At 67.6% G+C, this 12,561-nt stretch carries 11 protein-coding genes; 7 read left to right on the plus strand and 4 right to left on the minus strand.

What is annotated here, in order from left to right:
- Window positions 1–18 precede the first annotated feature (18 nt).
- Together glpK (ACFTS5_RS25295) and ACFTS5_RS25300 are read right to left on the minus strand one after the other, a co-directional pair.
- A complete protein-coding gene (gene glpK, locus ACFTS5_RS25295) occupies window positions 19–1,515 on the minus strand; it encodes a glycerol kinase GlpK (protein ID WP_378635431.1) in 1,497 nt (498 codons plus the stop codon).
- 73 nt (window positions 1,516–1,588) lie between these two features.
- On the minus strand, window positions 1,589–2,341 hold the full coding sequence (locus ACFTS5_RS25300) for an IclR family transcriptional regulator (protein WP_378635434.1): 753 nt from the start codon (window positions 2,339–2,341) through the stop codon (window positions 1,589–1,591).
- Between the two features lie 133 nt (window positions 2,342–2,474).
- On the opposite strand from ACFTS5_RS25300, the gene glpK (ACFTS5_RS25305) reads away from it, so the two are divergent.
- From glpK (ACFTS5_RS25305) to ACFTS5_RS25315, 3 genes are all read left to right on the plus strand, one after another.
- A complete protein-coding gene (glpK, locus tag ACFTS5_RS25305; protein WP_378635799.1) occupies window positions 2,475–3,977 on the plus strand; it encodes a glycerol kinase GlpK in 1,503 nt (500 codons plus the stop codon).
- Between the two features lie 33 nt (window positions 3,978–4,010).
- Window positions 4,011–5,690: a glycerol-3-phosphate dehydrogenase/oxidase gene (locus tag ACFTS5_RS25310; RefSeq protein WP_378635437.1), complete on the plus strand. Its 1,680-nt coding sequence runs from the start codon at window positions 4,011–4,013 to the stop codon at window positions 5,688–5,690.
- Window positions 5,691–5,870: 180 nt separating this feature from the next.
- Window positions 5,871–6,620 carry an SDR family oxidoreductase gene (locus tag ACFTS5_RS25315; protein WP_378635440.1) on the plus strand — a complete coding sequence of 250 codons (750 nt, stop codon included), beginning with the start codon at window positions 5,871–5,873 and terminating at the stop codon, window positions 6,618–6,620.
- 166 nt (window positions 6,621–6,786) lie between these two features.
- Here the strand turns inward: ACFTS5_RS25315 and ACFTS5_RS25320 are convergent, their stop codons facing one another.
- Complete coding sequence (locus ACFTS5_RS25320) at window positions 6,787–8,409, minus strand: purine-cytosine permease family protein (RefSeq protein ID WP_378635442.1); 1,623 nt, start codon at window positions 8,407–8,409, stop codon at window positions 6,787–6,789.
- Window positions 8,410–8,602: 193 nt separating this feature from the next.
- Between ACFTS5_RS25320 and ACFTS5_RS25325 the strand changes: the two genes are divergently transcribed.
- On the plus strand, window positions 8,603–9,832 hold the full coding sequence (locus ACFTS5_RS25325; protein ID WP_378635445.1) for an acyl-CoA dehydrogenase family protein: 1,230 nt from the start codon (window positions 8,603–8,605) through the stop codon (window positions 9,830–9,832).
- A gap of 43 nt (window positions 9,833–9,875) precedes the next feature.
- Here ACFTS5_RS25325 and ACFTS5_RS25330 read toward each other — a convergent pair whose 3' ends face one another.
- The gene (locus ACFTS5_RS25330; protein ID WP_378635448.1) at window positions 9,876–10,730 is read right to left on the minus strand and encodes an alpha/beta fold hydrolase; all 855 of its coding nucleotides are present in this window, start codon (window positions 10,728–10,730) and stop codon (window positions 9,876–9,878) included.
- Between the two features lie 67 nt (window positions 10,731–10,797).
- Here ACFTS5_RS25330 and ACFTS5_RS25335 point away from each other — a divergent pair, with 67 nt between their 5' ends.
- From ACFTS5_RS25335 to ACFTS5_RS25345, 3 genes are read left to right on the plus strand one after another with little or no spacing between them, the layout of a single operon-like run.
- Window positions 10,798–11,577 carry an exodeoxyribonuclease III gene (locus ACFTS5_RS25335; protein ID WP_378635450.1) on the plus strand — a complete coding sequence of 260 codons (780 nt, stop codon included), beginning with the start codon at window positions 10,798–10,800 and terminating at the stop codon, window positions 11,575–11,577.
- Complete coding sequence (locus tag ACFTS5_RS25340; protein ID WP_378635453.1) at window positions 11,574–12,068, plus strand: ribonuclease domain-containing protein; 495 nt, start codon at window positions 11,574–11,576, stop codon at window positions 12,066–12,068. Before ACFTS5_RS25335 ends, ACFTS5_RS25340 begins: the two co-directional genes overlap by 4 nt.
- Window positions 12,068–12,547, plus strand: coding sequence for a barstar family protein (locus ACFTS5_RS25345; protein WP_378635455.1), 480 nt, complete (start codon window positions 12,068–12,070; stop codon window positions 12,545–12,547). Before ACFTS5_RS25340 ends, ACFTS5_RS25345 begins: the two co-directional genes overlap by 1 nt.
- Window positions 12,548–12,561: the final 14 nt, after the last annotated feature.

Consider the following 12,561-nt stretch of genomic DNA (forward strand, 5'->3'; position numbering starts at 1 on the left):
CGTCCCTACCTCAGTGGTCTAGTTGGCGGGCCGGGCCCAGCCGACGCTGAGCTGGACGGCTCGTTGCCAGCGTTCGTATTCTTCCTCGCGGATTCGACGGTCCGGCGACGGTATCCATTGGGCAGCGACCTTCCAATTGCGGCGTAGGCCTTGGAGATCGGGCCAGTAGCCGACGGCCAGACCCGCTGCGTAGGCGGCGCCGAGGGAGACTGTTTCGGTGACCAGCGGGCGCATGACCGGTGTGTCGAGGACGTCGGCGATGATCTGCATGAGCAGGTTGTTGGAGGCCATGCCGCCTGCTACCCGCAGGGACTTCGCCTGGAGGCCGGCGTCGGCGTTCATGGCTTCGACCACGTCGCGGGTCTGCCAGGCGGTGGCCTCCAGGACGGCGCGGGCCAGGTGGCCCTTGGTGACGTAGGAGGTCAGGCCGATGAGCAGGCCACGGGCATCGCTGCGCCAGTGCGGGGCGTAGAGGCCGGAGAAGGCGGGGACCAGGTAGCAGCCGCCGTTGTCGTCGACTGCGCTTGCGAGAGTTTCGATCTCGGGTGCGGTGGCGATCAGGCCGACGATATCGCGCAGCCACTGGACGAGAGATCCGGTGACCGCGATGGGCCCTTCGAGGGCGTACACCGGTTCGGCGCCGACCTGGTAGCCGATGGTGGTGAGCAGGCCGTGCCGGGAGCGGATCAGTTCGGTGCCGGTGTTCATCATGAGAAAGCCGCCGGTGCCGTAGGTGCATTCGGTTTCGCCAGGGGCGAAGCAGGTTTGGCCGAACAGCGCCGCGTGCTGGTCGCCGAGGGCCGCGCCGATCCGGACGCCGGGGACGACGGTGCGGGCGGTGCCGAAATCGCCCGTCGACGGTTCGATGCGGGGCAGCATGGCGGGCGGAATGTCGAAGAACCGCAGCAGTTCCGCGTCCCACTGGCGGGTGGCGAGGTTCATCAGCAGGGTGCGCCCCGCGTTGGTCACGTCGGTGACGTGCTCGGCGCCGCCGGTCAGGTTCCAGATGAGCCAGGATTCCATGGTGCCGAAGAGAACGTCGCCGCGTTCGGCTCTTGCGCGAAGACCGTCGACATTGTCGAGGAGCCAGCGCAGGCGTGGTGCGGCGAAGTAGGTGGCCAACGGAAGCCCGCTCAACTCGGGAATACGCTGTGCCCCGGGCAATTCCTTCAGCTGCTCGACCAGCTCTTCGGTGCGCACGTCCTGCCAGACGATGGCCAGCCGCACCGGCAGCCCGGTGCGCCGATCCCACACCACGGTGGTCTCGCGCTGATTGGCGATGCCGATCGCGGCCACCTGGCCGACAGTGATCCCGGCATCGCGCAGCGCCGCGGGCACGATCCGCTCCACCGTCCGCCAGATCTCGAGCGCGTCCTGCTCCACCCACCCCGACTTGGGATAGTGCTGGCGATGGGTCCGCTGCGCCATGCCTGCCAGCCGGGCGTGCTGATCGAAGACGATGCACCGGCTCGAGGTGGTGCCCTGATCGATGGCGAGCACGAAGCGTGGGGTCATCGTCGTCTGCTCTCGTTGTCGGCCGCGGAGTATCGGTCGGTGGAGGTGGCGCTCGCGAAAGTACCGGCCCGGTTCATCGCGCTGCCGTCAGGTCGCGGTGCACGGCGAGAGCGGCGGCGCGAACCTGCTCGATCGCGGCCGCGCGCACCTGTAACCGGTTGTCGCACAGCCGATCCGTCGGCCCGGAGATGCCGATGGCCGCGACGACGAGGCCGCCTCTGGCCCGAATGGGCGCGGCGATCCCCGCTTCGCCCGAGCGGTGCTCGTCGACTTCGTCCGCCCAGCCCCGTCGGCGAACCTCGGCGATCACCCGGTCGAGCGCGTCGCGTTCGGTGATCGTCCGGTGGGTGAAACCCTGGAGCGCACCGGCTTGCGCCGCGGCGTCGTAAGCGAGCAGCACCTTGCCCAGCGCGGTCGCGTGGGCGGGAAGTACTTCGCCCACCGCCAGCGCCTGCTCGCTGTTGTCGGGCCGGAAGACGTGGTGGATCACCGTGATTCCGGTATCGCGCGCCACGGCGATGCGCACCGATTCCCCGGAACGGGAGGCCAGCGCGTCGGCCCGGTGGATCGCCCGTGAGCGCAACTCGTTCACGTCGAGCCGATCGGTTCCGAGCTCGCCGATCGCGGGGCCGAGCAGGTACTTGCCGGTGAGCGCGTCCTGGTCGACGAACCCGACCCCGAGCAGCGTCCGCAGGATGCCGTGCGCGGTGGGTTTGGCCAGGTCGAGCGCGGTCGCGATCTCGCCGACACCCAGTGGCCCCGGTCCACGCGCCAGCAACCGCAGCACGGCGGCGGCGCGTTCGATCGACTGGATCGGGCCAGGCATGGGCCCGAACCTACCACCGTTCAGCATTGTCGAACGGTGCTTGTGGTGCCCGCGTGCCCGCGTTCCTAGCGTGGGTTTCGGGCACAGGCGCCCGATCGGCGGACTCGACGACGAGGTCCGGGAAGGCGAGAAGATGAACCGGTACGTGGGCGCGATCGACCAGGGCACGACGTCGACGCGATTCATGGTTTTCGACCACAAGGGCACCGTGGTCGCCCGCCACCAGCTCGAACACTCGCAGATCATGCCGCGCCCCGGCTGGGTCGAACACAATCCGGACGAGATCTGGGAACGCACCCGCACCGTCGTCAAGACCGCCCTCTCGCTCGCCGATCTCACGGCCGACGACCTCGCCGCCATCGGGGTGACCAACCAGCGAGAGACCACCGTGGTCTGGAACCGCCACACCGGCCGCCCCTACGGCAACGCCATCGTCTGGCAGGACACCCGCACCGACCGCATCATCGCCGACCTCGACGCCGCCGAGCACAGCGCGCTCATCCGCGAGAAGACCGGCCTGCCGCCCGCGCCGTACTTCTCCGGCGGCAAGCTGAAGTGGATCCTGGACAACATCGCGGGCGTGCGCGCCGATGCCGAGCGCGGTGACGCCCTGTTCGGCACCCTCGACAGCTGGCTGATCTGGAACCTCACCGGTGGCGTGCACGTCACCGACCCGACCAATGCCTCGCGCACCATGCTGATGGATCTCGAAACCCTCGACTGGGACGACGACCTCCTCGCGATCTTCGGCATCCCGCGCGCCATGCTGCCCACCATCGCGCCGTCGGCGAACCCGCGACTGTTCGGGACGACGAAGCCCGACGGCCCGTTCAAAGGCTCGGTGCCCATCGCGGGCGTGCTCGGCGATCAGCAGGCCGCGGGCGTCGGGCAGGTGTGTTTCCAGCCCGGCGAGGCCAAGAACACCTATGGCACAGGCAATTTCCTGATGCTCAACACCGGCACGGAGATCGTGCGCTCGAACCACGGCTTGATCACCACCGTCGCCTATCAGTTCGGCGACGACAAGCCCGCCTACGCGCTGGAGGGGTCGATCGCCGTCACCGGGTCGGCGGTGCAGTGGTTGCGCGACCAGATGGGCATCATCGCGGGTGCGGCGCAGATCGAAGACCTCGCCGGGCAGGTGGCCGATTCCGGCGGCGTGTACTTCGTGCCGGCCTTCTCCGGTCTGTTCGCGCCGTACTGGCGACCCGATGCCCGCGGCGCGGTCGTCGGCCTGTCGCGCTACAGCAACAACGCCCACCTGGCGAGGGCCACCCTGGAATCCATCGCTTACCAGACCCGCGACGTGGTCGAGGCCATGCAGCGCGACGCCGGTGTCCGACTGGCGACGCTGCGGGTGGACGGCGGCGTCACTGTGAACCAGCTGGCCATGCAGATCCAGGCCGACCTGCTCGGCGTCCCGGTCTCGCGCCCGGTCGTCGCCGAGACCACCGCGCTCGGCGCCGCCTACGCAGCCGGACTTGCTGTGGGCTTCTGGAGCGGCACCGGCGAACTGCTCGACAACTGGTCCGAAGACGTCCGCTGGTACCCCTCCTGGTCCGCGGAGCAACGCGAACACGGCTACCGCCGCTGGCTCAAGGCCGTCGAACGCACCCTCGACTGGGCCGAAATCTGAGTCACCCCCGATACTTTCGAGAAGGAGATCATCGTGTCTGTGCAACTGGACCCCACCTACCGTGAGCAGGCTGTCGGCACGCTCGACACCGCCGAGGTCGATGTCCTGGTCATCGGTGGTGGCGTCACCGGCGCCGGCGCCGCGCTCGACGCCGCCTCGCGCGGCCTGTCCGTAACCCTGGTCGAGGCACGCGATTTCGCGGCGGGCACCTCGAGCCGTTCCTCCAAGCTCATCCACGGCGGCCTGCGCTACCTGGAACAGATGGACTTCGCGTTGGTGCGCGAGGCACTCAAAGAACGTGGGCTGCTGCTGAATACGCTCGCCCCGCACCTGGTGCACCCGGTGCCGTTCCTGTTCCCGCTCCAGCACCGGGTGTGGGAGCGCGCCTACATCGGCGCCGGTATCGCCCTCTACGACACGCTCGGTGGCGCGCGCACGGTCCCGATGCACAAGCACCTGACCCGTTCCGGCGCACTGGAACTCGCGCCCGCGCTGCGGGACGACGCGCTGACCGGCGCCATCCGCTACTACGACGCGCAGGTCGACGACGCCCGTCACACGATGATGATCGCCAGGACCGCCGCCGAGAACGGCGCCACGGTACTGACCCGGACCAAGGTGATCGGGCTGGAACGCGACGGCGAGAAGGTCGTCGGCGCGCGGGTCGAAGACCTGGAAACCGGTCTGACACACACCATTCGGGCCCGCACCGTGATCAGCGCGACCGGCGTCTGGACCGACGACATGATCAAGATGACCGGCGTGGACTTCCCGTTCCATGTCCAGATGTCGAAGGGCGTGCACATCCTCGTGCCGCGCGACCGGCTGAACCTGCACACCGGCATGATCATGCGCACCGAGAAGTCGGTCCTGTTCGTCATCCCGTGGGCCGAACACTGGATCATCGGCACCACCGACACCGAATGGGCGCTGGACAAGAACCACCCGACGGCCACCGCCGCCGACGTGCAATACATCCTCGACCACGTCAACGCGCTGCTGCGTGAGCCGCTGACCAGGGCAGACATCGTCGGCACCTACGCGGGCCTTCGGCCGCTGATGACCGGCGCCACGAAGGAGACCGCGAAGCTCTCGCGCGAACACGCCGTCGCCGAACCCGCGCCGGGCCTGTTCGTGATCGCGGGCGGCAAGTACACGACCTACCGGGTGATGGCCGCCGATGTCGTCGACGCCGCCGCCGCGCGCCTCGGCGGGGAGATCCCCGCCTCCGCTACCGCGCAGTTGCCGATCGTCGGCGCGGCAGGCTACTTCGACATGCTCGCCGAGGTGACCGACCTGTCGGTGTCACAGCGACTGCCCGTCGACGTGGTCGAGCACCTGCTGGGCCGCTACGGCTCCCTGAGCACCGATATCTTCGGCCTCATCGCCGCCGACCCCGCCCTGCGCCACCCGATTCCGGGCGTCTCGGACTACATCGCCGCCGAGATCGTCTACGCCGTCACCCACGAGGGCGCCCTGCATCTCGACGACATCCTCACCCGCCGCACCCGGATCTCGATCGAAGTTCCCGATCGCGGTCTCGCCGCCGCACCGGAAGTCGCCCGCCTGATCGCACCGCTGCTCGGCTGGAACGAGGAGACCACCAACGCCGAGATCAACCGCTACTACGACCGGGTCCACGCGGAGCTGGCCGCCAACGAAGCGGGCGACGACGCCGCCGCCAACGCCGCCAGACTGGTCGCAGCCCGCTGAAACTCCGCCGACAGCACCGCGGCACCGCAGCCCTCGCACGCGCGAAGGAGTGCGTCACCGCGGTGCTGTGGCGCATCGGCCAGGCGAACGTAGTCGCCGATCTTCGACCTCCGTGCCGCGTGGTGGCTAGCGTGGGCACATGGAATCGCGAATCACCCCCCGACGAACCCCGGCGCTGTCGTGAGCCGGGGCACCATCCTGATCACCGGCGCCAGCTCCGGGCTCGGCGCCGAGATGGCGCGCCAGTTCGCCGCGCTCGGGTACGACCTGGGCCTGTGTGCTCGCCGGACCGAGCGTCTCGACGAACTGCGTACGCAGATCCTCGCCGAGCACCCCGGCCGTGTCGTGTCGGTGAAGCAACTCGATGTCACCGATGACACGGCGGTGTTCACCGTCTTCGACGAGTTCGCCGAGGAATTCGGCACCGTCGACCGCGTGATCGTCAACGCGGGCCTGGGTAAGGGCGCGCCGCTGGGCACCGGCCATCACAAGGCCAATCGCGAGACCGCGGTGGTGAATTTCCTTGCCGCCCTGGCCCAGAGCGAGGCGGCGTTGAAGATCTTCCGCGCGCAGGGTCGCGGTCACCTGGTGATGATCTCCTCGATCTCCGGCCTGCGCGGCATGCCCAAGACGCTCACCACCTACGCGGCGACCAAAGCGGGCGTCGCGGCGCTGGCCGAAGGCGTTCGCGCGGAGGCGATTCCGGGCGTGGACGTCTCGGTGATCTATCCCGGCTACATCCGCTCGGAGATGAACGATCGCGTCAAGCATCAGCCGAAGTTCATGGTGGACACCGAAACCGGCGTGCACGCCATGGTCGCCGCGATCGAGAAGCGCCGGGCCAACGCCTACGTGCCCGGCTGGCCATGGGTGCCACTGGGCTTCGCGCTGCGGGTCCTGCCGCTGCCGGTTGTCCGAAGATTGATCTGAAACCAGCCCCGCACCCCCGACCTCGAGGAGGGGCCGCCGCGCAGCGGCGGGTTCGCGGCCGTCCCGTCGATCAGGCGCCGTTGCGTAGGCGACGAAGGAGCAAGCAACGGTGCCTGATCGACGGGACACAAGGGGCCGCGAACTCGAGCGCGCCAGCGCTCCAAAATTACTGCCTGGGCAGCAGGTGCTTGCCGTCCTTGTCCGTGGACAGCGCCAGCGAGCTGATGTACTGGATCTCGCCCTCGGGACCAGGCACCGCCGAGGCGATCATGTCCGGGCGCTCGAAGTCCATGCCGGTGACGTGGCACGTGAGCAGGTCGCCCGACGGGTTGCCGTGTTCGTCGAACATCGGCGCCTCGATGCCGTCGTCGGCGCGTCGCAGGTAGTACTTGCCCTTGGTGGCGATCGCGGTGAGGGGGGTCGCGATGAAGGCGACCAGCACCGCGACCAGCGGCGAGTACGGCTTCAGCAGCGCACCGAACAGGCCGAAGAAGGTCATGATCGACAGCACCGCCGACAGCCCGAAGCCGACCAGACCCACCGGGTTGAAGTCGTAGAGCATGCCGCGCCGGAACTCCGGCACCTTCGGCGAGATCTTCAGCAGGTACTTGTTCACCGCGATATCGGTGGCCACGGTGACGATCCAGGCGATGCCGCAGTTGGCGTAGAAGCCGAGGATGTTGTTGAGGAAGTCGAACATGTTCGCTTCCATCAGCACCAGCGCCACACCGAGGTTGACCACCAGGAACACCAGGCGGCCCGGGTAGGTCTTGGTGACGCGGGTGTAGGAGTTGGTCCAGGCCAGCGAGCCCGAGTAGGCGTTGGTCACGTTGATCTTGACCTGGCTGATGACCACCAGCACCACGGCCAGCGTCATGGCCAGCCACCCCGGCACCATGTCCCTGTAGATCTCCAGGAACTGGTGCACCGGCTGGTTGGCGATGCCCTGCGCGGCGGGCAGGTTCGCGATCAGGTACACCGCGAGGAACAGGCCGACGACCTGCTTGGCCGCGCCGAACAGCACCCAGCCGGGACCGGCGAGCAGCATCCAGCCCCACCACTTGGCCCGGTTCTGCGGAGTACGCGGCGGCATGAAGCGCAGGTAGTCGATCTGCTCGGCGATCTGGGCGATCAGCGACAGGCACACACCGGCGGCCAGCAGCGCGCCCGACACGCTCACGCCCTCACCGTTCTCGCCGCCGTAGGCGAAGAACGAACCCACCGAATCGGGGTGGCGCACCAGCAGGAAGCCGAACGGCGCCACCATCAGCAGCAGCCACAGGGGCGTGGTCCACACCTGGAGTTTGGCGAGGGTGTTCATCCCGTAGATGACCAGCGGGAAGATGATGATCGTGGAGGCGAGATAGCCGAGCCACAGCGGAATTCCGAGGCCTAATAACAGGCCCTGCGCCATGATCGAACCTTCGAGCGCGAAGAAGATGAAAGTGAACGACGCGAACACGATATTGGTGATCACGGAGCCGTAGTAGCCGAATCCGCTGCCGCGCGTGATCAGGTCGAGATCGATGTTGTAGCGCGCCGCGTAATAGGCGAGCGGAAATCCGGTGAGCATCACGACCACGGCGAAGATACCGATGCCGATCAGGGCGTTTCCGGTGCCGTGGGCGATGCCGATATTCGCGCCGATCGCGAAATCGGCGAGGTAGGCGATGCCGCCGAGTGCGGAGATGCCGACGACGGCGGGGCTCCATTTGCGGTAGCTCCGCGGGGCGAAACGCAGCGTGTAGTCCTCGAGTGTTTCTTTGGCGGCAGTATCTGCTCCGGCCATTTCCCTCTCTCCTTCATCCGCTGCCGCACGTAACCGGCGACTCACAGACGGTCCTGCATAGATGTAGACGCGAATTTTCCGATCCGTTACGCCGCTGTTACGCGGGCGGATGGTGACCGGGGTCACCGAAACGGCTCCGCAAAAACAAGCACGCGTGTATGTTTTTGGACGGAGCGAGCGTCAGGAGACGACAGTGTTCGAATGGTCCGAGACCGATCTGATGATCCGCGACGCCGTGCGGGCGTTCATCGACAAGGAGGTCCGGCCGAACCTCGATGCCCTCGACAGCGGTGAGATGCTGCCGTATCCGATCCTGCGCAAGCTGTTCAGCCAGTTCGGGATCGATGCGATGGGCGAGGACGCCGTCGCGAAGATGCTCGCCAAGGAAGCGGCGGGTCCAAGCGAAGGTGGCAAGAAGCCGGGCAGCCCGTTCGGCGATCAGCAGTCGATGATGGCGGTGCTGATCAGTGAATTGTCCGGCGTCTGTATGGGTCTGGTGTCCGCCCTCGGCGTGAGCATCGGTCTCGGCGCCACCACCATCATGTCGCGGGGCACCCTCGCGCAGAAGCAGCGCTGGCTGGCCGACATCGTCACCCTGCGCAAGGTGGCGTCCTGGGCGATCACCGAACCCGATTCCGGCTCGGACGCGTTCGGCGGCATGAAGACTCGCGTCGAACGCGACGGCGAGGACTACATCCTCAACGGCCAGAAGACCTTCATCACCAACGGTCCGTGCGCCGACGTGATGATCGTCTACGCCAAGCTCGACGAGGGTGACGGCGCCGGCAAACGCGACCGCAAGGTGCTCACGTTCGTGCTCGACAAGGGCATGGAAGGCCTCACCCAGGGCAAGCCGTTCAAGAAGATGGGCCTGCACTCCTCACCCACCGGCGAGTTGTTCTTCGACAATGTCCGGCTCGGCAAGGATCGGTTGCTCGGCGAGACCGAGGAACACCAGGGCGGTGACGGAAGAGAAAGCGCCAGAGCCAGTTTCACCGCCGAGCGGATCGGCGTCGGGTTCATGGCGCTGGGCGTGATCGACGAATGTCACCGGCTCTGTGTCGATTACGCGCGCCATCGCACGCTGTGGGGGCAGGAGATCGGGCGCTTCCAGCTGATCCAGCTCAAGCTGGCCAAGATGGAAGTGGCGCGAATCAATGTGCAGAACATGGTGTTCAACGTGCTCGAGCGCGCTCGCGCGGGCAAGCCGCCGAGCCTGGCCGAGGCCTCGGCGATGAAGCTGTACTGCTCCGAGGCCGCCACCGAGGTGGCGATGGAGGCGGTGCAGTTGTTCGGCGGCAACGGCTATATGAGCGAATACCGGGTCGAGCAGCTGGCCCGTGACGCGAAGTCGCTGATGATCTACGCGGGCAGCAACGAGATCCAGGTGACCCACATCGCCAAGGGTCTGCTCGGGAAGTGAACCGGCCCCGGCCGCGAACAGTGCTGTCGCGGCCGGGATCTCGTCACACGGCGCGCAGGTGTCCGCGGCTGGCGTAGATGTGCTCGGCGATCAGCGTGGCGATCCGGTCCGGCGCCTCCAGCATCGGCACATGCCCCACTCCGTGCACCAGGATGCGATCCGCCGACTCGGGCAGTTCGCGCAGGTAGCGGGTGGCGTACACGCTGTTGGGGATGATCCGGTCGTATTCGGCGAGCAGCATCCGCACCGGGGTGCTCAGCTCACCCAGGTCGTCCATGCCCGGCGCCCGCAGGCTGCCGAGGATCAGCGGGATCATCGCGTCACAGTGCAGGACCGCGGTGAGCGTGGTCGCGAGGTCGCGGCGGGCGACGGCGCCGGTGTGCTTGGTGACCAGCATCGCGGCCACCTGCTGCACGAGGGGGTTGTTGATCGCCACACCGCCGAGGCGCTTGCCGATTTCGATGAAGGGAATCATCGACGCGAACTTGATGCCGACCCTGACCTGGCTCAGCGACGGCGACGCCCAACCCCCCGCCGCGGCGATCGTGGTGAGCGTGCGTGCCCTGCCGCGCCGGGCCAGCTCGAGTCCCACCCAGCCGCCGAGTGAATTGCCCGCGATGTGACAGGTGCGCCAGCCCAGCTCGTCGAGCTGGTCCTCGATCTGATCGGCCAGGGCATACACATCCAGCGCCCAGCCCTCGACCTTCGGGCCACCCCAGTGCCCGGCGAACGCCGGCGCGTACACCTCGCAATGGGCAGACATTCGCTGTGCGACCTGCTCCCAGCAATGTGGTGAGAGCAGGAACCCGTGCAACAACAAGACCGGGTCGCCTGACCCGATATGCAACGCCGCGACGGGCGTGGTGCGGGCGGTGGACTTGGCGGTGCGTGACGTCATCGTCATCACCCCTTCCTGGACGACGGTGTCCGGGGGAGCATCCCTGCCTGCATTGTACGGTCGTACGGTGCCGATAATCCTCTCGACTGTGAACGTTAACGGGGTCCGTGCCGCTTCGACCAAGGGCATGTTGGTCTGGTTGGCGGCGACCGAAGCCGACATCGTCTGCCTCCAGGAGACCAGAGCGACCGACGAGCAGACCGCGGCGGCGTTGGCCCCCGCACTCGACGCGGGTTGGGTGCTCTCACATGCCGAGCCCGAATCCAAGGGCCGCGCGGGCGTGGGGATTCTTTCGCGGCGCGCACCCGATGCCGTGCGCGTCGGATTCGGCAGCACCGAGTTCGCGGCGTCGGGCCGCTATATCGAGGCCGATTTCGACGACGTCACCGCGGCGAGCGTCTACGTGCACTCAGGCGAGGAGAACACCCCCAAGCAGGACGAGAAGTACCGGTTCATGGCCGAGCTCGGCGCGTACCTGAAGTCGCGCACCGGCGAGTTCGTGGTGAGCGGCGACTGGAATATCGCCCCCGCCGAGGTCGACCTGAAGAACTGGAAGGGCAACCAGAAGTCGGCGGGCTTCCTGCCCGAGGAGCGCGCCTGGATCGCCGAACTGCTCGCCGCGGGCTACGTCGACGTGGTGCGCGCCCTGCATCCCGACGTCGCGGGCCCCTACAGCTGGTGGTCCTACCGCGGCCGCGCCTTCGACAACGACTCCGGCTGGCGCATCGATTACCAGCTGGCCCTCGGTGAGCTGACCGGTCGCGCCAAGCAGGCCGTCGTCGAACGGGCTGACGCCTACGACCAGCGGTGGTCCGACCACGCGCCCGTTACTGTCCAGTATCGATGAAACTCTCACGCAAGACTCTCAGCCTGCTCGGTGGACTAGTCCTCGTTCTGGCGGCCATCGGCCTCACCGTGTTCGGGGGTCGCGGCAGCGACAGCACCACCGTCGCGTCGACCACGCGTGCCGTCGCCGGGATCACCACCACCGCGTCCGCGCCGAAGCCTGGTCCGCCCGCCGGGAATTCGTCGGCCTCGCCGGTCACCAAGACCGCGGGTGTGCCCGACCGTGCCTATGTCACCCTCGTCGAGATCGACGCGGGGCGCTGGCCCGGTTCGGCCAACGCGCAGGGCACCAAGGGCGGCGAGCAGTTCATGAACCGGGGAACCAAACTGCCGCCCAAGGATTCGGCGGGCAATCCGGTGAAGTACCAGGAGTGGGATGTGAATCCCAAGCAGCGCAATCGCGGTCGCGACGCCGAACGCATCGTCACCGGCAGCGACGGTTCGGCCTGGTACACCGGCGACCACTACGAAACCTTCACGAGGATGCGCTGATGACTCCGCGAATGACGCTGTCGCAGTTCCTTGCTCGCCCCACCCCCGAAGCGCCGGCCGCGACCACGCCGCCGGTGCTCGGTGCGCTGCCGGTGGACGCCAACCAGTTCAGCGGCGTCCGCTACGACGCCCCCGCCGACTACCGCGTGCGCGAACTGCGCGGCACCAAGATGCGCACCATGGCAGAGCTGTTCGACGAGTTCGCCGCCGCCTTCCAGTTCCCGTACTACTTCGGCGCCAACAAGGACGCCTTCGACGAATGCCTGCGCGACCTCGACGATTTCGTGGGCGACGCCCCGGGCTATGTCGCGGTGATCCGTACCGCTGACGACATGCTCGGCGAGCAACCCGCCGAACGCGCCTGGTTCGACGCCACCATGCGCGACTGCGCCGCCTATTGGGCGCGCCGCGATGTCGTGTTCCGCGTGGTTCTGCAAGGCGACGCGGACACCTTCGGCGCGGTCGGACTGACCGACTGACGCGAATCCGCGTC

The organism is Nocardia sp. NPDC056952 (assembly GCF_042674185.1).
In the GTDB taxonomy this organism is placed as follows: Bacteria; Actinomycetota; Actinomycetes; order Mycobacteriales; family Mycobacteriaceae; genus Nocardia.

Bases quoted from the DNA above. Each gene is read 5' to 3' on its own strand.
- glpK (WP_378635431.1), bottom strand. From the start codon at position 1,515: ATGACCCCACGCTTCGTGCTCGCCATCGATCAGGGCACCACCTCGAGC.
- ACFTS5_RS25300 (WP_378635434.1), bottom strand. From the start codon at position 2,341: ATGCCTGGCCCGATCCAGTCGATCGAACGCGCCGCCGCCGTGCTGCGG.
- glpK (WP_378635799.1), top strand. From the start codon at position 2,475: ATGAACCGGTACGTGGGCGCGATCGACCAGGGCACGACGTCGACGCGA.
- ACFTS5_RS25320 (WP_378635442.1), bottom strand. From the start codon at position 8,409: ATGGCCGGAGCAGATACTGCCGCCAAAGAAACACTCGAGGACTACACG.
- ACFTS5_RS25330 (WP_378635448.1), bottom strand. From the start codon at position 10,730: ATGACGTCACGCACCGCCAAGTCCACCGCCCGCACCACGCCCGTCGCG.
- ACFTS5_RS25340 (WP_378635453.1), top strand. From the start codon at position 11,574: ATGAAACTCTCACGCAAGACTCTCAGCCTGCTCGGTGGACTAGTCCTC.
- ACFTS5_RS25345 (WP_378635455.1), top strand. From the start codon at position 12,068: ATGACTCCGCGAATGACGCTGTCGCAGTTCCTTGCTCGCCCCACCCCC.